The organism is Bradyrhizobium zhengyangense, assembly GCF_022012435.1.
In the GTDB taxonomy this organism is placed as follows: domain Bacteria; phylum Pseudomonadota; class Alphaproteobacteria; order Rhizobiales; family Xanthobacteraceae; genus Bradyrhizobium; species Bradyrhizobium zhengyangense.
Map to the genome: position 1 here is coordinate 116597 of NZ_JAKLUA010000009.1, position 22140 is coordinate 138736.

Here is a 22140-nt window from a genome sequence, read left to right on the forward strand (position 1 = left end):
TTTCAAGGGCCGTAGGCCATGTCATTGAGACGCGGCGATGACTTCCTGGGGCAGGTCGGCGCCCTGAAACTTCTTGAAGATCGCTTGGAGTTTTCCGTTGGCGATGTTCTTCTTCACCCAGCTGTCGACCCATTCCTTCAGATCCGTATCCTCCTTACGCATGCCAACACCCATAGGCGCGGTCCGAAGCGGCAGCTTCAGCTCAAGCTCTTTGGCCGGGTTCTTCTTATTGATCAGGTCGACAAGGGTCGGCACCTGCGCGACCAAGTCAAGCTGGTTGGACACGACCGCCGTCATGGTCGTTGCTTCATCCTCAAAGCGCACGATTTCCGCATCTCGCGGGGCCGCCGCAGTCACATCCGCATCGTTCGTCGTGCCGCGCGTGACGGCAATGCGCTTTCCCGACAAATCAGCGAACGTCTTGATCTGCATGCTCTTCGGTGCTGCCACATAGGACGTCGCTCCAGAATATGGCAGCGAGAACGCGATCAGCTTCTTGCGCTCATCAGTGATCGACAAGGCCGAAAGGACTGCGTCTGCGCGATGCGACATCAGGAAAGGAATGCGATTGGCGCTGTTCGTCCCCACGATCTCCATCTTCACGCCGAGATCGGCAGCCAAGAGCTTAGCTGTTTCGACTTCCGAGCCAGTGGGATTGAGGTCTTCGTCCTTGAATGCCCAGGGAGGGACACTGAGATCGACGGCGATGCGAATGATACCCGCGGACTTGATCTTCTCAAGCGTCCCGGCTGTCGCTGTTTGCCCCAAGAGGGCCAGCGAGACAACAGCAGCTGTCAAAACTCTAGCAAGAGTCTTCATTTTCAATCCTCCCGATGGCAATTGACTGTTCGAATTAGAGCTACGCCCAGATTTTCGGCTAGAAGAGGTCGATTCGGACTCGGTATTCGGAGCGCATCCGCTTCCGCCCCGGCGTTATTCTCGTCGCGGCGGTGCCAGGCAGAGCGACCACTCAGGGAGCAGGCGGCGATCGATTCCTTTGGCCCGACCGCCTCGATGGCGTTCGCAAGTGTCTCCTCCAGAGTGCCAAGTATTGTTGTTATGATTGCGCGAAACGTTAGCGAGCGCGGCTTTCAACGTGAAGCCCGTCTTTCATTGTCCGCGAGAGATCGTCTCACTTCGTGAGACTGTCGCCGTTAGTGAGCGGTCTGATGCTCAATGACCAGAGGTCATGAAGGAGAACAGAAGCGCGATCTGTCCATCCAGCATGTGCGTGCCGTCTCGCGTGGCGCAGCCAATCTTGGCTGCCTCCGACAGGAGCCTTGTCGGGACCGGATCGGTGATAACGTCGGCAACGATCATGTGCGGCGCAAGTTGAGCGGGATCGACTGGTAGCGGGTCGCCGTCCCGCAAGCCTGCCGACGTCGCATTGACGACAATATCGCAATCGCGAGGAACGGCAGTATCGATGGAGACCTTGCCTGGATATGCCTTACTAAGCCTGTCAAACAGGCTGTTCTGGTTTGACGCGTCGAGGTCGTGGAAGGTCAACCGGCGGGCGCCTTCTTCGAGCATGGAGACGCCGATCGAGGAGCCTGCACCGCCCGCGCCGACCATGAACACGTTTTTGCCGGCGATGGCATGGCCCGCCTTCTTCAATCCGGCAGTCAGACCGGCACCGTCGAAATTGTCGCCGAGCCAGCGGCCGTCCTGTTCTCGTCGCATGGCGTTGATCGCCCCGAGGACCTTGGCGCGATCAGACAGGCGGTCGCAATGCGCGATCGCCCCGAATTTGTGTGGCAGCGTGATAAGAATACTGTCGATGTTGAGCATTGCTTTGAGGGCCGCCAGAGCCGTGTCAAGATTGCCTCTCTCGACCTGCAGCGGCACCAGCACACCGTCATATCCGGCATCCTCCATTCGCTTGGTCAGCCAGCCCGGTGCCAGCACCTGCGAAATAGGCGAGCCTATTAGCGCATGAACGCGTGTCTTTCCGGTCAGTGAGGTCATGAACAGGCCCGGGCGCTTCAGGACAATTTGGGCGGAGGCGAGGGCGGCGCCATGGCATAGCCCCTGGCCTCATAGTCGAAGTCATGCAGCTTGTTGACTGTCTCGGCCTTGTTGACGGGAGAGGCATAGTAGGCCCGGATCTCGGCAATCCGTGTGACGTCGTCGTTGAAGACGTACCATTCATCGCCGCGCAGCACCTCACCAAGGGCCGTCTTCCAATGGGTCCATTCGATCACCGCTTCGTGGCCGTCCGAGCTGGCCAGAACCTTCTCAATGGTCCAGCGCGATCCCATCGTTTTGACACACCAGACCCAGCCGTCGGCTATTGCCTGAGCGCCGCGCCAGGGCGCACCAGGCAGGCCGGGTGGGAAATAGTGGACAGCATTGCTCGTGAAGCAGTCCAGCAGCGCCTGGTGATCGGCATCGTTGCAGGCTTGAAAGTATCGGCGGATCAAGGCCTCCGCCTGCGCGGCTTTCGTGAGCGCACCCATCGCTTTACTCCGCCGCTCGCCGGGCTCGCCATTCCGCGTATTCCTTCAGCGTTGCCTCGTTCGGCGGGTAGGTGCCCCAAAGAGGCGCGCCAGCATCGATCTTGGTGAATAGAAATCTCTCGCGCAGCTCCTGCTCATGAGACTCCTCCGCCACCTCCTCGGCGATGGCACGTGGGATGACGACGACGCCATCGCTGTCCCCGACGATGATGTCGCCGGGGTAAACGGCAACATCGGCGCAGCCGATTGGCAATTGCATGTCAACCGCGCGATGATAGGCAGGGCGCGTCGAGGCCGTGTTGGCCCTGCAGTAAGCGGGAAACGCCATTTTTGAGATTTCTGTCCCGTCGCGGAATGCGCCGTCGGTAATGGCTGCCGCAACGCCCTTGCGCATCATGCGCGTCATCAACATGTTGCCGGCCGATGCGGCACGCGGGTCGTTGCGGCTGTCGATCATCAGGACTTGGCCTGCACCAATCGCCTCCACGGCCTCCCACTGCATATTGTCCTCACCCCGCTTGCGGAGATCAGAAAGATCCCAGTCCTTGTCTTCCCGCGAGGGAATGAAGCGCAAGGTGAAAGCCTCCCCGGCAAACGCACCAGCGCTCGGATTGAGCGGCGTGATCCCAACCAGGAATTGCTGACGATAGTTGCGCTTGAAGAGCTGCGTGGTCAGCGTCGCTGTCGAGCAGGCCTTCAGCTTTTCGAGGGTTTGGGAAGCAATCGGAGCCATGCGTATCTACCTCCAAGAACGGAATCTAAACCAGCGCAAGCAGTGCAATGCTTGCCTTCAGGCATCACCATAGCGGCAGCAGTGCTCGGCGGAAGGCCTATCAAGCTCGCAGCGAGTGCGCCGTCTCACATGTTGAGATCAGGTGCGGGGAGCGTAGCGCTTGAGGACATCGAGATCTGGTTCAAAGCCGATGCCGATGCGATCAGATGCGCTGACAACCCCCTTCACCGGCTTCGGTGTGCTCGCGAGCCACACTTCAGGGTCGACGAACAGGAACTCGATCAGCGTCTTCTCCTGCATCAAAGGCAGCATCGCCAGGGTCGCAAGATATCCCGGCCCGAAGTAAGGCGTATGTGGCATGACGCTCTTACCGTGTCGCTCGCATGCGGCCAAGATCTTGACGAATTCGGAGATCCCGCCGACTTTTGTCATACTCGGCTGTGGATAGGTAACAGCGTTGATGATCCGCATGAAATCAAAGGCCGTGCTGGCGTTCTCACCGCTGCCAACGGGGATTGCGGCCTTCTCAATCTCCTCCATACTCTTGTAGTCGTCGGGCGGGAATACCGGCTCCTCCACCCACAAGGTGTTGCAGGCGCGGAACGTTTCTCGCAAAGCGATCGTCTCCTGCATGGACCAGGCGCAATTGGCGTCAACCATCAGCGCGACACCGGGCCCGATGACCTCGCGCGCGTGCCTGATTACATCCGGGGCGATCTCGTGAAGCTTGATGTGCCGGTAGCCGCGCTCGAGCGCCCGCTTGCATTGCTCAGCGACGAGGTCCTTGTCGCCATACCTGACGAGGCTCGCATAGGCCGGCCGGTGCGTCGGCGCATTCGCCCGGAAAAGCCGCCATAGCGGCACGCCCTGCCGTTTCGCCTTCAAGTCCCACAGCGCGATGTCGACCCCTGACAGCGCGAACATGGTTATGCCGTAGCGTCCAAAGAGATGAAGTTTCTTTTGCACCTCCAGGTTCCAGGCAGCGATATCGTCGATGGCTGCCTCGGTCACAAACGGCGCGATCATGTGATCGACGGCCGCGCGCACCGCCTCCAAGCAGAAATAGGCAAAGGCATCGCCCCAGCCGACATGCCCATCCTCATCTTCGATACGAATCAGCACCATGTCGAGGCGATGCCAGCGGGACGGCGTGCCGCCCGTGCCCGGGCCGCCATCGGCGAACGGAATGCGCACCGGAAAGGTTTGCAGTGAGATGATCTTGGGTACGGTGTTGCTTTGGGGCATAATGCGAGTGGCCTGGGTCAAAGCCTTGCGACTGGATCGGCGAGGCCGCGCTCGCCGACATCGATCGACAGGAGGTGTCCCGAAAGAGGAGCATTGGCGAGGCTTTCGCGCGACAGGCCGGTGCGGGCACTGGTCACGAAGAGCTCGGACAGGGAGGCTCCTCCAAACGCGATACCGGTTGGTCTTGGCACGGGGAGGGCGACGGTTCGCTCAATCTCTCCGCTCTCATTAAGCTTCACGACGCTCCAGCCGTCCGACAATCCAACCCATGGGTTAAATTGCTCGTCGACGGCGAGGGCGCAAGGAGCGCCCGCGACCTTCGGAATATCGGCGAATTTTCGCTTTCGCGCCGCCTTTCGCTCAAGCAGATAGACGCATTGACGCGATGGCTCCGTCGCGAACAGGCCGGCATCACCGCAAAAGGCGATGTCGCTCACCTGGCCTTGCACTTCGAACACCGGTTCCATCCCCGATTGCCGTCGCCACGGTCCAACCAGGCTTATGTTGGCCTCGGCGCTGTAGGCTGCTGCCCAGATCTCACCAGCCTCCGAGACGCGCAGCACTTTGAAGGAAATACCCGGCTTTCCTTCAATGCGCTCCTGGCCGCCCGATAAATTGTCGATCACGATGTCATGGCCAACTGAATAGGCGACGCCGCCCTCGACAAGGCACAGCGAGTTGATGCCCTCAGAGAGCGCCTGCAGCGAGACGGTGAAGGGATGCCCGCCGTCGGCGCGGATAGCAGGCGCCAACAGGTCGGCCCAAACCAAGTTCTGCGCGCGCGCATCCCAGCGCGGCGCCGCGCCCACAAAGGCTGTGCTCTTCGTCCAGACCTTGTAATTTCCCGGATCATGCCGAGCGCTCTTGATGGCAGGTGCGAGCAGGCTCGAAATCCGTCTTGCGACATCAACGAGCTCTTGCCCTAATCGTTCGGCGCGCTCGGCGGTGATGCGAAAAGTCGGGCCGGCCACGCTGATGGCCGCAAGCGGTTTGCCGGCGGGATCGAGAATAGCCGTTCCGACGCAGCGGGTGCCGAGAACTATCTCTTCGTCATCGATCGCATAGCCGCGCGCACGGACGATGGCCAGATGTGCCTTCAACTGCTCGCCGTCACAAATCGTCTTCTCGGTAAACTTGGCAAGCCCGTCGCGGACCACCAAGTCGAGTTGCGCGTCGGAGAGATGAGCGAGGATCGCCTTGCCCTGGCTTGTGCAATGCATCGGTTTAAGCGCGCCGAGCCTCGCATTGGATCGCTCGGAATGTGCGCTCTCGAAGCGGCCGAGCGAGAGCACGTGGTGACCGTCTTGAACCGCGAGATAGGCGGTCTCACCGGTCAAATCGCGTAAGCGCCTCAACTCTACGGACGCAATTGACGCAAGGTCAGACGACGACCAAGCATTCTGTGCAAGATCGAGAAAGTTGAAACCAAGCGTGTAGGCCTGGGTGCGCGGATCTGCCCGGATCAGTCCACGCGAGATCAGCGCCGCAAGGATGCGATACAGGGTCGCCCTGGGGATGCCCGTCTGGTCCGCAAGACGCGCCTGGTCGAGGACGCCGGGTGATCTGCCGATCAGCTCGAGAATATCGCAGGCCTTTCCCAGAAGCGCCGTCCCGGCGACATTCTTAGGATGGATCAGCTCCGGCGACCACTCGACTTCGTGTTCAGACATGGCCCAATTTTAGGTTCACGAGACGAGACCATCCAGCCTGTCGCAGGCTTGGTGCGCCTCATCCAGCCGGGTTGCCCACATGGTGAGACCCGGAGGGGCAGATTCCGAGCCAGTGAAGCGAGGGGTTATGTGCTTGGTTTCAAAAAGGCATTTGTCTTGTGGGAACGTCGCATTGATATAACTCCTTGTGCAAAATCTTGACACTTGCAAGGTTTTGTATCATGCGGGTTTCCATGAGGAAGCAACCACAACGCCAGAGGGATAGGGCGATCTCGCTTCTTCAGAAGCGGGGCATGATGCGCCTTTCTGAATTTCTCCAGGAAGGGATCACGGCCGCAACCATTTCCCGAATGGAACAGAAGGGCACGCTCAATCAGCTCAGCCGCGGCCTTTACCAGCTACCCGATGCACTGCTCGACAGTAACCACTCGCTCGCAGTTGCTGCGAAACTCATTCGAAACGGCGTCATCTGTTACGAGTCTGCGCTCGCCTTCCATGAGCTGACAGACCGCATCCCGCCCTATGTATGGATGGCGATCGGTCCGCGCGACTGGCGGCCCAAGATTGCGCGGCCTCGCATTCAAATTACGCGCTTTGGTCCCAAGGAGTTTGACAAGGGGATCAAGCATTACACCATCGAAGGGATCTCGGTACCGATCTACACACCGGCCAAAACTATCGTCGATCTCTTCAAGAGCGGCCAACGTCAAAAAGCCTTCTACAACGTCCCCACAGGCCTTGCGCACGCCACGCAAGCGATGAAAGACGCGATCAGACTGCGCAAAGCGACACCCTCCGAAATCGCAAAATACGCCGCCGAAGCCGGCATATGGGACAAAATCGTTCAGCCGCGCCTTGAGACGCTGACCTTGAATGCGTAGGCCGCTGACGAATGTCGGAGCATCCATCCGTGGCCGCCTGCTCAATCTTGCAAACAGCGTAACGAGCCTTTCGATCTCTTGCTCACACAGTATGCGTTCGAACGGCTGCTCTACAGGCGAAATCTGCGGATCCCTGCTGTTGATTCCGACGTAGACCGAGTTAGCTAAGGAAAGCGCCTTGGTTTAGTTAGGGTTTGCCCGATGGTGGGCCGGGCATTTTATGATCGCGCGAAAGCGATGAGGGGCCCGAAATCATGGTTGTCGGCAGCCTGAAGCGCTGCAATGTAGGCCCTGCGTGCGGTGCCGGCTGTCTGCAAGCCGGCGGCGCCCCATGTAAAGCGCCGGCCCCCAAGCTGCACGATCAACAAGTCAGCAGCCAATCGTGACCAGCGACCGTTGCCGTTTGGGAACGGATGTACGGATACGAGGCGGTGATGGAAGCGAACCGCAAGTTCGTCCGGTGGATAGGTGTTGTTCTCAATCCAATACCTTGCGTCGTCGAGCACCTGATGCAGCGAAATTTCGATCAGATGTGGCGCGACACCAAGATTGCGCTCCGTCGTTCGAAATTTTCCAGCCCAGCGCCAGACGCGTTCGAACATGCGCCGATGCAAACTCTTGAGAAAACTTTCCCGCGTCGGAACCTTGCGGCGGCCAAACGCCCAGCGGTTTGCCGTCGCGATGTTCTGCTGCTCCAGTTCGTTCAACTCGCTACGTAAGGTAATGTGCGTTGGGATAAGATCTTCGCGCTCCTGAGGGGTCAGCGGTGTCGCGTGATCGTCGGCGGCATGCAGATCAGTCTCAGTCATTCGTCGTCCCAGAGGCGCGCGGGGCGTTTCAACAAATCCTCGATCGCTTGTTCCCGAAGCGCGCGGGCAGCCTGATTGTCCTCCACCGCTTGGTCCTCGAGCCGCATCGTTTGCTCGATAGCTCGTGATTGCCGCTCGGCGACCTCAGCAGCTCGCTTGGTTACAACTTCTGCGAGGGGGCGGTCGGGTACAAGCACATAGACCAGCCTGCAGCCGAGGGCCTCGGCCGCGCGTTGAAGCGTATTGAGGGTTACGCTGCCGCCTTGCTCGGATTTTTCGAGTTCCACGATGCGTGGCTGCGAAACCCCCAGCCTCTTGGCATATTGGGCGGTGGTCATGCCGAGGGCGTCGCGGATCGCGCGAATCCAGCCCTTGGGAGGGCGCTGGGAGTGCGAGAGCGCTCGGAGCGCGGCAAAGCGGCTGTCGAGATGCCGGATAGCGTCTTTCATCCGATAAGATATACCATATAACGAGCTGATAAATCTATAAGGAATACCATATTAATATTTCCCGCGGTAATAAGCTTTTTCTTATAATACACAAGGTTGACAATAAGATAAATCTTATCGAAGTGACGCAGGGCCTTCACTACGACCTTTCGTCAACCATTTAACATCATTGCAGAAGTAAGCGACGAGCCACCCCAGGGCGGCGGTGGCGGACCGAATCCGGGTCCGCGTTCTGGTTAGTGGCCTCTAGGGCTGCAGCTGCAAGGGCCGGCGGACACCGCTGCCCTCGTCCCGAAAGGCAAGCTCGCGCAGGCGCGGTAAAACAGGATTGCGATTGTCACTTCTCCAGATGGCGTGCAATTCAGCAAAGATAGAGCGCCCAAAGCGGATAGGCCGAAACACGACATTGTCGAAGCAGGCATTGCGGGTCTCTCCGGGAACAATCGCAAGACCCAACCCCGTGCTGACCAGCGCGAGGATGGCTTGTGCCTGGCTCATCGACTGCACGACATTCGGCCGGATGCCGGCGGCTCCAAACGCCATGGTCAGCAGCGAGTTCATGTAGGGGCCAGCGCTCGAATACATGATGAAGGGTTGCCCATCGAGCTGCTCAAGCTCGGGCCGGCGCCGCCCCGCGAGCGGGTGATCGAGTGGCAGGGCGAGCGCCAGCTCCTCGCGGAACACGCATGCGCTTCTGACCGTCTCGGCCGTCTGCAATGGGCGCACCAAGCCGAAATCGATTTGCCCTGATTTGAGAGCTTCGAGCTGCTCGCGCGAGGTCAGCTCGACAAAGCTTGCTTCGATGTGCGGTAGTTCGCTGCGCAAGCACGAGGCAAGCCAAGGCAAATACCCGTAAGTTGTAGCACCCACGAAGCCGATCGTCAGGGCACCACCAGCCAATAAGGCTGCTTGTCGCGCAGCCTTCACCGCATTCTCCCGTTGCTGAAGCAGCCCTCGCGCTTCAGAGAGAAACGCCCTTCCAGCGACGGTCAGCTCAACCGACCGGCTCGTTCGCTCAAGCAGCGTCACATCGAGCTGTTGCTCGAGCATCTGGATGTGCCGGCTGAGTGGCGGCTGAGTCATGTTGAGGCGCTTGGCCGCTCGCCCGAAATGAAGCTCGTCGGCAACCGCAACAAAGGCACGAATTTGTGCAAATTCGATCATTGATAACTTTAAGGTATTAGCTCGATCCAAAATTGAGTTTAGACGTGAATTGATCCTGCGTCTAGGTTGGGCTCCGTGATCGGCGAGAGATCGATCCGGGAAAACCTCGACGGGAGGATCGTATGTCAGGGAGCAGAGTGGCGCGCTTCCAATTTCGTTTCGTGATCTTGGCACTCATCACGATGTTGCTGGCACTAAGCAGCGGCGATCGAGCGACGCTCTCGATCGCGGGCCCCAATATGTCCAAGGCTCTTGGCATCAGCCCGGTCGAACTCGGCTGGATGTTTTCCGCTTTCGCATGGGCCTACGTGCTGGCTCAGGTGCCCGCTGGCTGGATCACGGACAAGCTCGGCGCAAAGCTCAGCATCCTGGTCGGATTGATCCTCTGGTCGGTCGTCACGTTCCTGATGAGCGGCGTGGCCTGGCTCGCCTATCCGTTTCTGGCCATGCTCGCCTTGCGCTTCCTGCTTGGCGTGTTCGAATCTCCAGTCGGGCCGGCTGCTGGGCGCATCATCGCTGCCTGGTTTCCATCGAGCGAGCGCGGCATTGCCGGCGCGATCTTCAACAGCGCGCAATATGTCTCCCTCGTGATCTTCACGCCTTTGATGGGCTATCTAGATCATCGCTTCGGCTGGGAGCACATCTTCACTGTGATGGGCGTCCTAGGGCTCGCATTCTCCGCCCTCTGGTTCGTCACGTACTATCCGCCTGCTCAACATCCAAAAGTCGCGCCAGCTGAACTCGATCACATTCGCTCTGGTGGCGGCCTTGTCGACCTCGGCGCAGCTCCTGTGCGCTCCGCCGAGCGCGGTCCAAAATGGTCGGATCTGGCCGAAGTCTTCCGCAGCCGCATGCTCGTCGGCATCTTCCTCGCGCAGTACGGCATTACATCCATCACCTGGTTCTTCGTCTCCTGGTTTCCGAGCTATCTCGTCAAGGCCCGCGGCTTTTCGGTACTCGACGCAAGTTTAGTGGCGACCATCCCGGCCATCGCCGGCTTCGTTGGCGGCGTCATGACCGGCTTCTTCTCAGATTGGCTTCTTCGCAGGACCGGATCGCTAAGCACCGCGAGGAAGACGCCGATTACGATTGGTCTGTTGATGACGATGCTGATCATCGGCTGCAATTACACAGACTCCACCACGTTGATCCTAGTCCTGATGAGCGCCGCCTTTTTCGGCAAGGGCTTTGGATCGCTAGGTTGGACCGTAGTGGCCGATACCGCGCCAAAAGAAGTCATCGGGCTGACCGGCGGCGTCTTCAACGCGATCGGTAATACTGCCGGCATCACGACCCCGGTTGCGATCGGCTACATCCTTGCAGCGACCGGATCCTTCAATGGCGCGCTGCTCTATGTCGGCCTCCATGGCCTACTCGCCATTATCAGCTACTGGGTCATCGTGGGCCCGATTCAACGTGCCGTCATTCAGGAAAGGCCCGAGCTTCCTCGCGCTGCGCCAATACCAGCCGAATAGACGCCGGGCCGCAGAAGAGTATTCAACGACGAAAGAGGACGAACAGATGAACTTTATGCAAAACACGACACGCATCATTGCCAATCCGCTAGCTGCGGGACTTGCGCCCGGCGAAGCCACCACCGATCGAATCGCATGGGTCAAGCTATCGCTGGTTTTCCTTCCACTTGCCGCACCGATCAGCGACGCGAAGGTGCTTACCGGCCGCCAAAAGCCGCTCACGGAGATCGCGTTCCTGTTCGCGGAGATCGAAACCGAGCAGGGCCATAGTGGCATCGGCTATAGCTATTCGAAGCGCGCGGGAGGGCCCGGGCAGTTCGCTCATGCCAAGGAAATTGCCGGTGAACTTATAGGTGAGGATCCCAATGACATCGCGCGCATCTGGGACAAGCTGGTCTGGGCCGGCGCTTCCGTCGGGCGTAGTGGACTGTCAACCCAGGCAATTGCCGCCTTTGACATTGCGTTGTGGGATCTCAAGGCCAAGCGAGCGAAGCTGCCGCTGGCCAAATTGCTCGGCGCCCACCGAGATTCGGTTCGCTGCTACAACACATCCGGCGGCTATCTCTCCATGCCCATCGAGGAGGTCAAGGAGCGCGTCTCGATGGCGCTCGAAAAGGGCATCGGCGCCATCAAGCTCAAAGTCGGCCAGCCCGACCCGATGGTTGATCTCGCCCGCATCGAGGCAGTGCGCAAACATATTGGCGACGTACCGCTGGCGATCGATGCCAATCAGCAATGGGACCGCACGACTGCACTGAGGTTTGGTCGCATTGCCGAGCAGTTCAGCCTGACCTGGATCGAAGAGCCGCTGGATGCTTACGATTACGAAGGGCATGCCGCGCTCGCCAAGGAGCTTGCAACCCCGATCGCCACGGGTGAGATGCTAACAAGCGTCGATGAACATTACGAGCTGATCCGGCACAATTCGGTCGACTTCATTCAGCCAGACGCCCCCCGCGTCGGGGGCATCACCCCCTTCCTGAAGATCCTCGCGCTTGCCGACCATAAGAAGCTGCAGCTCGCTCCCCATTACTGCATGGAGATCCACCTTCATCTGACGGCGGCTTACGGCCGCGAGCCCTGGGTCGAGCACTTCGAGTGGTCGGAAGCCATGTTCAACGAGAAACTCCATGTCGTGAATGGACGCATGATCGTGCCAAACCGACCGGGCCTCGGCTTCAGCCTCTCGGATCAGGCTCGGGCATGGACTCGCGCCACTCACGAAGCCGGAAAGCGGCCCTAATAAACAGAAGGCTGGTCCGGCCCCGCCGGCCCAGCCTTTTGAGGCCGAGTAGACTTAGCAGCACGTTACGAGGAGTTGAACGCATGAACCGCGCAGTGTCACTCAGCCGCCGTACGTTTGTAGGCCTCCTTGCCGCAGCGGGGCTATCGCCACGAGCAGTTGCTGCGCAGAACACAGCTCGCGCGGTCCTCTACGTCGCAGTTGGGTCCGAGCTGATGTGTTACGAGGCCGACGACACGAAGCTCGCCTTGCAGAAAATTGACACTATTCGCGTGCCAGAGGCGGTTCAGTACGCCTGGAAGCATCCATCAAAGCCGCTGCTCTACGTGGCTTTTAGCAACCGGTATACCTCCAAGGCTGACGACCGGCACGGGGTCGCGGTCTATGCGATCGATCAAGACACGGGGCGGCTGCAGCAATTTGGAGAGCCTGTCTTTCTCAAGAACCGCCCAGTTAACCTCACGCTCGATCCGGCAGGGCGCTATCTGCTTGTTGCTTACAACATGCCGTCAGATCTGACCGTCCATGCGCTCGGGGAGAACGGCTCCATCGGAGTTGAAATCAAGCAGTCCGGCTCAATCGATGCCGGCATCTATGCTCACCAAGTCCGTGTCTCACCGTCTGGCAAGCTCGTCGTGCTTCCGACGCGCGGCAACGATCCGGGCGCCGGCAAGCCCGAAGATCCCGGAGCCCTGAAAGTCTTCCGATTTGAAGCGGGGCAGCTTTCGCATGAGACTTCGATCACTAAAGGAAACGGACTTGGCTTCGGCCCGCGGCACGTCGACTTTCATCCGGAAAAACCGTGGATGTTCGTATCGATGGAACGCAACAACCAGCTGCTGGTCTATGGGACGAGTGACGAAGGCATCGATCCTAAGCCGCTGTTCGAAAGATATACTGCTGAAAACCACGAAGCTAGGCTACCGGTCCAGTTCGTCGGCCCCATCCACGTGCACCCCAACGGCCGGTTCGTCTATCTTGCCAACCGCTCGGACGGAACGATCGATTTCGCGGGCCGAAAGGTCCATGGGGAGGGAGAAAATACTGTCGCCGTGTTTTCGATCAATCCCGCAAGCGGAGAGCCGACGCTCATCCAGACCATTGATACCCTGACCTTCCATTGCAGGACATTCTCAATCCATCCGGCCGGACGAATGCTGGTCACAGCTGCGGTTGCGCCGCTTGACGTTCGCGACGGTGGCGCCGTTCGGACGGTTCCAGCAGGGTTGACAGTATTCGACGTCGCCGACGATGGCAAACTGAACTTCGCTCGCAAATACGAGGTCGATATCGGCAAAGATTGGATGTTCTGGTGTGGAATGGTTGCTCTCTGAGCATGCAGCTCTGCACGACGCGCTCGCGGGAGCTCTCGCACGAGCGGGCGCCTTATGTAGGCGAACGAACGAGCTTTGCCAGCTTACGACGTCTGTTGCCTAGTCGGCGCAATCAGAACGGCCCGAATGTCATTGACATTTGTGAGAGTGGGACCTGTTCGAACGAGATCACCAAGACGCTCGAAAAAGGTGTAACTATCGTGAGCCGTCAGAAGCGCGCGGGCATCGAGCTGGCTCGCAGCGGCGCGATGCAAGGTATCTGGCGTCACCAAAGCGCCGGCGGCATCCTCCGTTCCATCAATCCCGTCACTATCCCCGGCAATGGCCCAAATGCCCGCCGCTCCATCAAGGGCCACCGCAAGTCCGAGCAAGAACTCGGTATTGCGACCACCACGACCTGCTCGGCCATGACCGATGCTAACTGTCGTCTCTCCTCCTGAAAGCAGAACGGCCGGCGCCTTTACAGGATGCCCGTGCTGAGCGACCGACCGGGCAATTCCGGCCATCATGGTACCGAGCTCTCGGGCCTCCCCCTCGATTGCGTCCCCAAGTACAACAGCGCTCAATCCCTCGCGCTTGGCGAGCTGCGCTGCAGCATCAAGGGCCGTGAGTGGCGCGGCGATAATACGGACATCTTCGGCAATGTCCCCAGGCTTCGCCGTATCTTGTCCGCCGTCTAGAACGGCTTGCGCAGAGTCGGGCAGCTTGATCCCGAAACGGCGAACGATCTCGCGCGCATTGGCCTTCGTGCTGGCATCCGGCAGCGTCGGGCCGGAGGCGATCGCAGCCGGATCGTCCCCCGGAATGTCTGAGATCACGAGGGTGAGGAGGCGCGCAGGGCGCGCTGCAAGCGCCAGCCGACCGCCTTTGATCGCCGACAGGTGCTTGCGCACCACATTCATCTCCGCAATCGTCGCCCCGCTCGCGAGTAATGCCCGGTTTACCGCTTGCTTGTCCGCGAGGGTCATCGGAGGGGCGGGAAGGGCCATCAGTGCGGACCCGCCACCGGACATCAACGCTAGGACCAGGTCATCCTTCGTCAGCCCTCTGACCGCATCCAGCATCCGCAGCGCCGCGGCCTCGCTCGAGTGGTCCGGGACGGGGTGCGACGCCTCAAGGACTTCGATCCCGCCCGCCGGCACCGCGTGCCCGTGCCGCGTCACAACGACCCCCGACAATTCGACGTCGGGCCAGGCCGCATCGACCACCGCAGCCATTGCCGCGGACGCCTTGCCGGCTCCGACAACAATACAGCGTCCGCTGGGCTTTGGCGGCAGATGCGTCGTGACGGCTATGCGCGGATCAGCGCTCGCGATTGCGGCATCAAAGAGTTGCCGCAGCAAGCTGCGAGCCCGTGCGTCGGTCCACACAGCGGACATTGGGGGGCTTCACGCGTTTTCCGCTTGGATCGCGCTCACGACAGCGTCTGTCACCTTGCGGGTGTTCGCCGATCCTCCAAGGTCTGGCGTATGCAGTTCGGGGTTGGCGGTGACGCGCTCGATTGCCTTCATGAGCCGCTGCGCGGCTGCATTCTCCCCCAGATGCTCAAGCATCATAACCGCCGACCAGAATGTCCCGACGGGATTGGCAATGCCCTTGCCTGTGATGTCGAAGGCGGAGCCATGGATGGGCTCGAACATCGATGGGAATTTGCGCTCGGGATTGAGATTGGCGGTCGGGGCGATGCCAAGCGAACCGGCAAGGGCAGCGGCAAGGTCGGACAGCACATCAGCATGGAGATTGGTAGCCACGATCGTATCGAGGCTCTGCGGGCGCATGACCATGCGCATCGTCATGGCATCGACCAGCATCTTGTCCCACGTCACGTCAGAAAACTCGCGCGCGACCTCCGCTGCAATTTCATCCCACATGACCATTGCATGCCGCTGTGCATTGGATTTCGTCACGACGGTCAACAACTTGCGGGGACGAGACCGTGCAAGGCCGAAGGCAAAGCGCATGATCCGCTCCACACCGGCGCGCGTGAACATAGCGACATCGGTTGCTGCCTCCAAAGGAGATCCCTGATGGACCCGTCCGCCGACGCCCGCATACTCGCCTTCCGAATTTTCCCGAACGATGACCCAGTCGAGCTCCTTGTCCTTGACGGCACGCAAGGGCGAGGTGATGCCGGGAAGGATGCGGGTCGGACGCACATTCGCATATTGATCGAACGGCTGACAGATCGCGAGCCGCAGGCCCCAAAGCGTGATGTGGTCCGGAATTTCTGGGTGCCCTGCGGAGCCAAACAGGATTGCATCGTGATTACGGATCAGATCGCGCCCGTTTTCGGGCATCATGCGGCCATGCCGCTTATAATATTCCCCACCCCAATCAAAGTGGTCGAAGTGAAAGGTGAATGCCCCATCGCGCTTCGCCAGCGCCTTAAGAACTTCGACGCCGGCATCCACAACTTCGGAGCCGATACCGTCGCCTGGGATTGCCGCAACGTTGTAGGTCTTCATGAGAGATATCCTTCCTCTTCCGTATGATTAGTGCGCGACGGCCGCCTGATGGCGGCCGATCGAGCGCGCGAGCAGCAACGTCAGCGTGGCGGACAACAACAAGAGTGCGCAGACGAAATAGAGCCCGCCCTCGAAGCTGCCGGTGAGGTCCTTGATCCATCCGATCATGGCCGGACCGACGAAGCCGCCGAGATTGCCGATGGAGTTGATGGTTGCGATGCCGCTCGCCGCGGCCGGACCGGCCAGGAACAGTGTCGGCATGCTCCAAAGCGGCGGCTTGGCGGCGCTGATGCCGACGTTCACCAGCACCAGCGCAGCGATAACTGAAGCAACGCCAGTCGACATGCCTGCCAGCGCGAGCCCGGCCGCCGCAACGAGGCAAGCGATGACTACATGCCACGTCCGTTCGTTGGTGCGGTCCGAATGCCTTGACCACAGATACATGGCCACCACGGCGATCGTCGGCGGGATCGCATTGAGCGATCCAACCGCCATATTCGACAGGCCGAAGCCTTTGATGATCTGCGGCGCCCATACCCCCAGCGTGTACAGTCCCGCCGACGTGCCGAAGTAGACGAGGGACAAAGCCAGAACGCGTAGATCCGTCAGTCCCCGCCAGACGCTATGGCTCGCCGACCCTGCCTTGGCCGCCCGCTCCGCATTCATGGCCTCGACCAGCCAGGCCCGCTCATCATCGGCAAGCCACTTCGCCTGTTCCGGCCGATCCGTCATGAATCCGAGCACGATGAACCCAAGCACGATGGCGGGTAGCGCCTCGAGGAGAAATAGCCATTGCCACCCCTTAAGGCCGAACAAGCCGTGCAACTCCAGAAGAGCGGCCGAGACGGGCGATCCGAGGACCGTTGAAAGAGGCGCCGCTGCCATGAACAGAGCGGTGATCCCGGCACGCTGGCGCGCGGGAAACCAATAGGACAGATAGAGGATAATTCCTGGGAAGAACCCAGCTTCGGCCGCGCCGAGCAAGAAGCGAAGAACGTAGAAGCTTGTTTGCCCTTGGACGAACGCCATTGCCCCGGATATCAAGCCCCAGGTGATCATGACCCGAGCGATCCACAGTCGGGCTCCCACCTTGTCCAAAATGATGTTGGAGGGCACCTCGAACAGGAAGTAACCCCAGAAGAAAATGCCCGCACCAAATCCGTATACGGAGGAGGAGAAACCAAGATCCTTGTTCATCGTCAGCGCTGCGAAGCCGATGTTCACTCGGTCGATAAACGCGACGAAGTAGAGTAGCATCACGAATGGCACGATCCGGTAAGCTACTCGACGGATCGTGCGCTTCTGAACCTCGTTCACCACCTTGGGCCTCCTCGTTTTTCGGCTGGCGCCCCGGCTGGCAGCCATGCCTTTTATCTACGGCCAGCCTAGAAGGAAGAGACGGCGTCACTCAATACGCCCTTATTTGTACAAAAAAATGGTATAATGGCTCGGATTCGACAAAAGGGCCTGCTCATGGAGCTGCGTCAATTGAGATGTTTCGTCGCCGCCGCCGAGCAGCTGCATTTTGGCCGCGCGGCCCAACACCTGCAGATGCTACCTTCCGCCTTCGGCCGCCACATCAAACTCTTGGAAGAGGATCTTGGTACGCGGCTGTTTGCAAGGACCACGCGAGCCGTCTCTTTGACCGACGACGGCGCGCTACTTCTTCGGGAGGCGCGCATCATTCTCTCAAAGGTCTCGACCGTGGAGGCCGTCTTGCGCGGTCGCTCGCGTTCGGTCGGAGCCCGGAATCTCAAGGTAGGCGCCATAGACAGTGCTGCGGCCGGGCTTATGCCGCAGCTGTTGCGAGACTTCCGCGCGAAATACCCCGACGTCACCGTTCATCTTCTGGAGGAAAAGACGTTCCGGCTGCTTCCCAAGGTCCTTTCCGGAGCGCTCGATCTCGTTTTCATCCGTCCTCCGGAGAAGATGGACCGAAGGCTCGAATGTAAAACTCTGCTCATGGAAACCGCAGTGGTCGCCCTTCCCCGCAGGCACGCGCTTGCACGTAACGAATGTCTGTCGCTCTCGGCGATCGCTCATCAACCGATGATCGTTCCTGATCGGCGATCTCGGCCCCACAGCCACGACTTGACCATGAAGCTGTTCGAGGACGCCGGGCTGACGCCCCGCATCGCTCAGCTCGCCGATGAAAAGCAGACGATCGTGAACATGGTTGCGGCTGGACTGGGACTGGCCGTCGTCCCCCGCTGGACCTCTCGCATGGCTGTTGCGGGCGTTCGCTTTGTTCCGCTCAAGCTGGAGCGCTTTGGAGCAGTTGGACGGCTTCCGCTCGCTGCAAGTTGGCTGCGTGGTTCCCGCGATCCTATTCGCGATACGCTTTTGACGGTCCTCGAAAAGCGGTTGCGGTCTTATGCCAAAGGTGCCTGATGATTCTTGCAGAAAGCCAGGCGCCGAGCTCCGATGCGAGCGCAAATGTCAAGCTCGCCGGTCCGAAAGTGTTTGAACCGTGTTCGGTCGGGTACCGATGGTCATCGTTGAGCGCATCTGGAAAGGGAGGCAAGGAGCACGAATACTCATGAGCCGTCGATTGTCGAGGCATCCTGCAAGCCCACTTCGCGTGCGTTTCGATGTTCATCAGCGCGATCCAAGTTGGACGACCGATCGGGGGTGCGATCCGCTGCTAGCCCCCGAGCCGTAACTATTGCGTTTCACAAACACCTCTGTTCGACCGCGACGGTCGAGGAATGCAGATGACCGAGGCAAGCCTTCTCTTGCACCGGAGCGCATCTCAGATCCTGCGTGACCTTGCCGGTTAGGAAGTCATGGCCGACGGAAAGCATCTCACCAGTGATGTCATCATCGGTGCTACCCCGTCCGTCATTGCATTGGCAGGCGCGGAGCTGATCAGGGCCTACCGGGAGCGTCTGCCCGAGTACGCCCGCACTTGCTAGAGGGACGTTGACGCGCTCGATCGACGTCGCGTTGGTCCACGTCTTCAACCAGAAAGCCCACGCTTAATCAGCAAGCGCCTCGCAGTGGAGCGGCTGTTCGCAATCGGGCCGCCAGAAATGTTCGCCGGCGATCCGGTCAGCCCCGCGAGCCTGCTTGCTATACTCTTTCCCTCTGCTCAAAATCCGATTCGAAGCCTTCTCGACGCCGGTGCCGCGGGCATCGATCTGTCGGTGTCGATTGTGCTGGAGATCGACACGATGATTCCTCTAAAAGACCTCGTCCGGCAGCGCCTTGCCCCGGCGTCCTCCCGTTCTGCGCGGTCAGACATGAGTTCGTGACGGAACTTTGAGCGCCGGCTCAATCGTCAGGCCGAAATCAGAAGGGATCTGGGCCTTATCTGCCTTGCGGATCCGGCCGCCGACGCGCGTCGCCTCCGAGCTGATTGCCCGCTTCGGTATATCCTGCGCAAGATCGTCTCCGGAAAGAGAGGACACGGTTTCGTCGATCCGATAACCGCCTAAGATAGTAGGCCCCTAAATATACAGCGATGGCGCGATGAGGCGGCGCTCCACCAACTTTGGAAGCACAACAAAACCAAGATCCGCGGTGTCTATAACGCGGCCGCTTGAACCCCATGGGCTTCTTCCGAATCTACCTCGAGTGGCCCGAAATGATGTAGCCTTCCGGCCCGGTGGTTTTCCCAGTCTGCCTAACTCCCAAAAAAACGCCCGCCATAGGTGGCGGGCAGTCTGCGGGAGAGAGTAGTGCGATCGGGTGCGACTCAAGCTTCCTTTGCGTAAGCTGCAAGATCGGCCCGCAGCATCTTCAATATGTCGTCTCGGATGGGATCCCTGGTCCCGCGCGACCAAGCAGCCGCAAGGGGAAGTTTGTTCATGTCCGACGCCACGAGCCGGACATAGCGAACCCCGCGGCTCGCCAGGCGCGACGTCCAGCTAGGTACGATAGCGATCCCCAAACCGGCCGACACCAGGTTGACGATCGTTTGCTTTTCCTCCGCAATCTGAGCAATCCGGGCGTCTAGCCCGGCTTCCGCAAAGAGCTTCATCGTTAGATCGTGGCTATGAGGCCTGGACCGCCGTTCGGGAACGATCAGTGGCTCGTTCTTGAGATCCGCAACCTTGACCATCTTCCTCGACGCAAGTCGATGATGGTGCGGAAGGGCTACGACGGCTGTCTCAAAGAAGAGAAATAGAAACTCCAGCCGCTTGTTGGCGTCTTTTGGGGGGCGCACGAAGGCGAGATCAAGCCGTCCGGTCAAAAGGCGCGGCAACAGACGAATGGTCTTATCCTCGACCAGTTGAATCGTTGCATCAGGCCGACGCTTGCGAAAGTCTTTAAGAAGTTTCGGAATAAGTCCGGCGGCAGCACTGTCGATGGCACCAACGCGTATGATTGTTGCCCCTTTGCGCGAGCGCGTCCGAAATCTGACCGCAAGCGCATCGGCTTGCGTCAGCAGCGCACGCGCATCTTTAAGCAAGACAACACCGTCGTCCGTCAGCGCGACGTTTCGCGTCGTGCGCGTCAGAAGCCGCGTGCCGAGATCCTCCTCCAGCAGCCGAACAAACCGCCCCAGGGCCGAGGGAAGCATATTCATTCGTTGCGCCGCTCTTCCGAAGTGAAGCTCTTCGGCTGTTGCTACGAAGCAGCGCAGTTGTTGCAGGTCCATCAGTTCCTCCGTACGACGACGATAACATCAAAAACGCCGGTCTTATTATGTCATTCTTTTGTATAAACGATTGGAGATTGAATCCGCTCTGCCTTGATTGCAGCGTTTTCTCGATAGCGCCGTCGATGCGCAGAACAATCAAACGCCGATCGGGCCAGGAGCCCATCCGGCTTGACGAACGATCTGGAGGTCCGGTTTGCGAAAGTGATGCTGCTCTACTTGGCTGGGACGGAGACGCCGAGTGCGCCAGGCACGATCGTGCGCCGAGCGCGCTAGGCCAGGCACATGCGGCACACTTCGATCCGCTCTTGCCTCGCGGCCCGCGATAGCAACGGCCTTCTTGATCGCGTCGGCGCTCTCATTCGCATCGATTCGATACGCACGAACGTCGGCAATGTCAGGGCTGTTTGATGGGCGGCCCCGCAATTTCGCGAGGTAAAACATGCATCGTCGGCGAGCCAAGATTATTGCGACCGTCGGACCCGCCAGCCGTTCGCCAGAGATGCTCGCGGCATTGGGCCAGGCGGGCGGATACGTTCCGACTTACAGGCAGATCACGCAAGGCGTCATGGCGCAATTCGTCAACTCGAACGAAGATTCAGCCGCCCTATTGGTATTCTTCAGGACTTGCAGGGGCCAAAGATCCGGGTTGGTACCATAAGGAATGGCAGATTTTCCCTCAGTGCCGGTGACGCCGTTCGCTTTGTTCCGTCGGTCGGCGTCCGGGCATATCGATGACATCGTGCGCCTCTCCGATGGGATAGTGATCGCGCGCGTTGATCTTGGCGTCGCAATTCCGCATGCGGAGGTTCCCGGCCGACAAAAGGAATTGATCCGATCGTGCCGCCTCGACGCTCAATGGTTGCTGCGCCGACGCCGACACGCGCCGACACTTCGGATGCGGCCACAGCGATCTATGGCGGAGCCGACGCGATCATGCTGTCCGCGGAATCTGCGACCGCGCAATATCCGTGCGAGGCCGCCACCAACATGAGCCGCATAATCGAAAGCACCGAGCGACATAAAATGTATCGTTCGATCGTCAATGCGTCGGAGCCGGACGAGGAGCAGACCGCCCCGACCGCGGCGGCTGCGGATCTCGCAACGATGATCGGAGCCTCAGCGATCCTCGCCTTCACCTCGAGCGGTACGACTGCAACGCGCATCGCGCGCAAACGTCCCAAGGTACTGATCCTCGCGATCACACCGGAGGAACGGGTCTCGCGCCAACTATGCCTGTTGTGGGGGCGCCCACGGCATGAAGTCCCCCAACATAAGCTCCTACGAGGAGATGGTCGAACGCGCGACGCAAACCGCTCTCAACGTGAACTTTTGCGGAGAATGCCGATGTCATCGTCGCCGTGGCCGGCATACGTTTCGGCGATGCCGGCACAACCAATAATTTACGCGTGGTGACGATTGCTTAAGCGCTTCGCCGCCATCCTGGCCGCCCCCTTCCTCTAACCAGCTGACGTCGCAGCGCGGCCTATGCCGTTTGCCGGCCCAACCTTGCGCAACTGCCCAGCAGATCACGTCCTCGCAAGAAATTATTCTAATCGTTTGTATATTATAATGAGCATTGAGGTCAGCGAGCCAGTGACCTTAAGATT

At 59.7% G+C, this 22140-nt stretch carries 19 protein-coding genes and 1 pseudogene; 7 read left to right on the forward strand and 13 right to left on the reverse strand.

Translation table 11 applies throughout. From position 1 onward, the window contains the following. Positions 1–21: 21 nt before the first annotated feature. The 6 genes from L6637_RS25730 to L6637_RS25755 form a co-directional block, all read right to left on the reverse strand. Positions 22–819 (reverse strand): transporter substrate-binding domain-containing protein, encoded by a 798-nt coding sequence (locus L6637_RS25730; protein WP_128930045.1) that lies wholly within the window; start codon positions 817–819, stop codon positions 22–24. A 354-nt stretch (positions 820–1173) separates the two neighbouring features. Beyond that, positions 1174–1968 carry a shikimate dehydrogenase family protein gene (locus L6637_RS25735; RefSeq protein ID WP_128930046.1) on the reverse strand — a complete coding sequence of 265 codons (795 nt, stop codon included), beginning with the start codon at positions 1966–1968 and terminating at the stop codon, positions 1174–1176. A gap of 17 nt (positions 1969–1985) precedes the next feature. Continuing rightward, positions 1986–2459, reverse strand: coding sequence for a nuclear transport factor 2 family protein (locus L6637_RS25740; RefSeq protein ID WP_128930047.1), 474 nt, complete (start codon positions 2457–2459; stop codon positions 1986–1988). A gap of 4 nt (positions 2460–2463) precedes the next feature. After that, positions 2464–3192 carry a ribonuclease activity regulator RraA gene (locus tag L6637_RS25745; RefSeq protein WP_128930048.1) on the reverse strand — a complete coding sequence of 243 codons (729 nt, stop codon included), beginning with the start codon at positions 3190–3192 and terminating at the stop codon, positions 2464–2466. A gap of 138 nt (positions 3193–3330) precedes the next feature. Continuing rightward, positions 3331–4458 (reverse strand): mandelate racemase/muconate lactonizing enzyme family protein, encoded by a 1128-nt coding sequence (locus tag L6637_RS25750; RefSeq protein WP_237864938.1) that lies wholly within the window; start codon positions 4456–4458, stop codon positions 3331–3333. Continuing rightward, positions 4455–6107 carry an IclR family transcriptional regulator domain-containing protein gene (locus L6637_RS25755; protein ID WP_128930050.1) on the reverse strand — a complete coding sequence of 551 codons (1653 nt, stop codon included), beginning with the start codon at positions 6105–6107 and terminating at the stop codon, positions 4455–4457. The genes L6637_RS25750 and L6637_RS25755 overlap by 4 nt, the downstream gene beginning before the upstream one ends. A gap of 233 nt (positions 6108–6340) precedes the next feature. Between L6637_RS25755 and L6637_RS25760 the strand changes: the two genes are divergently transcribed. Next, positions 6341–6988: a type IV toxin-antitoxin system AbiEi family antitoxin domain-containing protein gene (locus L6637_RS25760; RefSeq protein ID WP_128930201.1), complete on the forward strand. Its 648-nt coding sequence runs from the start codon at positions 6341–6343 to the stop codon at positions 6986–6988. 218 nt (positions 6989–7206) lie between these two features. On the opposite strand, the gene L6637_RS25765 is transcribed toward L6637_RS25760, so the two are convergent. From L6637_RS25765 to L6637_RS25775, 3 genes are all read right to left on the reverse strand, one after another. Further along, complete coding sequence (locus L6637_RS25765; RefSeq protein ID WP_128930051.1) at positions 7207–7797, reverse strand: mobile mystery protein B; 591 nt, start codon at positions 7795–7797, stop codon at positions 7207–7209. Continuing rightward, positions 7794–8246 (reverse strand): mobile mystery protein A, encoded by a 453-nt coding sequence (locus L6637_RS25770; protein ID WP_128955143.1) that lies wholly within the window; start codon positions 8244–8246, stop codon positions 7794–7796. Before L6637_RS25770 ends, L6637_RS25765 begins: the two co-directional genes overlap by 4 nt. Positions 8247–8492: 246 nt before the next feature. Continuing rightward, on the reverse strand, positions 8493–9410 hold the full coding sequence (locus L6637_RS25775) for a LysR family transcriptional regulator (RefSeq protein WP_128930053.1): 918 nt from the start codon (positions 9408–9410) through the stop codon (positions 8493–8495). 122 nt (positions 9411–9532) lie between these two features. On the opposite strand from L6637_RS25775, the gene L6637_RS25780 reads away from it, so the two are divergent. The 3 genes from L6637_RS25780 to L6637_RS25790 all read left to right on the forward strand — a co-directional run bounded on the left by L6637_RS25780 (position 9533) and on the right by L6637_RS25790 (position 13462). Beyond that, on the forward strand, positions 9533–10885 hold the full coding sequence (locus tag L6637_RS25780; protein WP_128930054.1) for an MFS transporter: 1353 nt from the start codon (positions 9533–9535) through the stop codon (positions 10883–10885). Positions 10886–10931: 46 nt separating this feature from the next. Then, positions 10932–12128 carry an L-talarate/galactarate dehydratase gene (locus L6637_RS25785; RefSeq protein ID WP_373291656.1) on the forward strand — a complete coding sequence of 399 codons (1197 nt, stop codon included), beginning with the start codon at positions 10932–10934 and terminating at the stop codon, positions 12126–12128. Between the two features lie 83 nt (positions 12129–12211). Then, a complete protein-coding gene (locus L6637_RS25790) occupies positions 12212–13462 on the forward strand; it encodes a lactonase family protein (RefSeq protein WP_164933592.1) in 1251 nt (416 codons plus the stop codon). Positions 13463–13545: 83 nt separating this feature from the next. On the opposite strand, the gene L6637_RS25795 is transcribed toward L6637_RS25790, so the two are convergent. The 3 genes from L6637_RS25795 to L6637_RS25805 are packed head-to-tail and all read right to left on the reverse strand — an operon-like array spanning position 13546 to position 17247. Beyond that, the gene (locus tag L6637_RS25795; protein ID WP_128955144.1) at positions 13546–14841 is read right to left on the reverse strand and encodes a glycerate kinase type-2 family protein; all 1296 of its coding nucleotides are present in this window, start codon (positions 14839–14841) and stop codon (positions 13546–13548) included. Positions 14842–14850: 9 nt separating this feature from the next. Further along, the gene (locus L6637_RS25800) at positions 14851–15927 is read right to left on the reverse strand and encodes a tartrate dehydrogenase (protein ID WP_128930057.1); all 1077 of its coding nucleotides are present in this window, start codon (positions 15925–15927) and stop codon (positions 14851–14853) included. Between the two features lie 27 nt (positions 15928–15954). Next, on the reverse strand, positions 15955–17247 hold the full coding sequence (locus L6637_RS25805; RefSeq protein ID WP_128930058.1) for an MFS transporter: 1293 nt from the start codon (positions 17245–17247) through the stop codon (positions 15955–15957). 153 nt (positions 17248–17400) lie between these two features. Between L6637_RS25805 and L6637_RS25810 the strand changes: the two genes are divergently transcribed. Both L6637_RS25810 and L6637_RS25815 read left to right on the forward strand, forming a co-directional pair. Further along, the gene (locus L6637_RS25810; protein WP_128930059.1) at positions 17401–18318 is read left to right on the forward strand and encodes a LysR family transcriptional regulator; all 918 of its coding nucleotides are present in this window, start codon (positions 17401–17403) and stop codon (positions 18316–18318) included. Between the two features lie 608 nt (positions 18319–18926). Next, the gene (locus tag L6637_RS25815) at positions 18927–19181 is read left to right on the forward strand and encodes a type 2 periplasmic-binding domain-containing protein (protein ID WP_232995554.1); all 255 of its coding nucleotides are present in this window, start codon (positions 18927–18929) and stop codon (positions 19179–19181) included. 443 nt (positions 19182–19624) lie between these two features. Here L6637_RS25815 and L6637_RS25820 read toward each other — a convergent pair whose 3' ends face one another. Next, positions 19625–20530 (reverse strand): LysR family transcriptional regulator, encoded by a 906-nt coding sequence (locus L6637_RS25820; protein WP_128955145.1) that lies wholly within the window; start codon positions 20528–20530, stop codon positions 19625–19627. 442 nt (positions 20531–20972) lie between these two features. On the opposite strand from L6637_RS25820, the pseudogene L6637_RS25825 reads away from it, so the two are divergent. Further along, positions 20973–21957 (forward strand): annotated as a pseudogene (locus L6637_RS25825) (pyruvate kinase). Positions 21958–22140 lie beyond the last annotated feature (183 nt).

What these genes read in the sequence shown, in the direction of transcription:
- L6637_RS25775 (WP_128930053.1), bottom strand. Translation starts at nt 9,410, where the DNA reads ATGATCGAATTTGCACAAATTCGTGCCTTTGTTGCGGTTGCCGACGAG.
- L6637_RS25820 (WP_128955145.1), bottom strand. Translation starts at nt 20,530, where the DNA reads ATGGACCTGCAACAACTGCGCTGCTTCGTAGCAACAGCCGAAGAGCTT.
- L6637_RS25755 (WP_128930050.1), bottom strand. Translation starts at nt 6,107, where the DNA reads ATGTCTGAACACGAAGTCGAGTGGTCGCCGGAGCTGATCCATCCTAAG.
- L6637_RS25795 (WP_128955144.1), bottom strand. Translation starts at nt 14,841, where the DNA reads ATGTCCGCTGTGTGGACCGACGCACGGGCTCGCAGCTTGCTGCGGCAA.
- L6637_RS25800 (WP_128930057.1), bottom strand. Translation starts at nt 15,927, where the DNA reads ATGAAGACCTACAACGTTGCGGCAATCCCAGGCGACGGTATCGGCTCC.
- L6637_RS25765 (WP_128930051.1), bottom strand. Translation starts at nt 7,797, where the DNA reads ATGACTGAGACTGATCTGCATGCCGCCGACGATCACGCGACACCGCTG.
- L6637_RS25770 (WP_128955143.1), bottom strand. Translation starts at nt 8,246, where the DNA reads ATGAAAGACGCTATCCGGCATCTCGACAGCCGCTTTGCCGCGCTCCGA.
- L6637_RS25740 (WP_128930047.1), bottom strand. Translation starts at nt 2,459, where the DNA reads ATGGGTGCGCTCACGAAAGCCGCGCAGGCGGAGGCCTTGATCCGCCGA.
- L6637_RS25735 (WP_128930046.1), bottom strand. Translation starts at nt 1,968, where the DNA reads ATGACCTCACTGACCGGAAAGACACGCGTTCATGCGCTAATAGGCTCG.
- L6637_RS25760 (WP_128930201.1), top strand. Translation starts at nt 6,341, where the DNA reads ATGAGGAAGCAACCACAACGCCAGAGGGATAGGGCGATCTCGCTTCTT.
- L6637_RS25790 (WP_164933592.1), top strand. Translation starts at nt 12,212, where the DNA reads ATGAACCGCGCAGTGTCACTCAGCCGCCGTACGTTTGTAGGCCTCCTT.
- L6637_RS25730 (WP_128930045.1), bottom strand. Translation starts at nt 819, where the DNA reads ATGAAGACTCTTGCTAGAGTTTTGACAGCTGCTGTTGTCTCGCTGGCC.
- L6637_RS25810 (WP_128930059.1), top strand. Translation starts at nt 17,401, where the DNA reads ATGGAGCTGCGTCAATTGAGATGTTTCGTCGCCGCCGCCGAGCAGCTG.
- L6637_RS25780 (WP_128930054.1), top strand. Translation starts at nt 9,533, where the DNA reads ATGTCAGGGAGCAGAGTGGCGCGCTTCCAATTTCGTTTCGTGATCTTG.
- L6637_RS25745 (WP_128930048.1), bottom strand. Translation starts at nt 3,192, where the DNA reads ATGGCTCCGATTGCTTCCCAAACCCTCGAAAAGCTGAAGGCCTGCTCG.
- L6637_RS25785 (WP_373291656.1), top strand. Translation starts at nt 10,932, where the DNA reads ATGAACTTTATGCAAAACACGACACGCATCATTGCCAATCCGCTAGCT.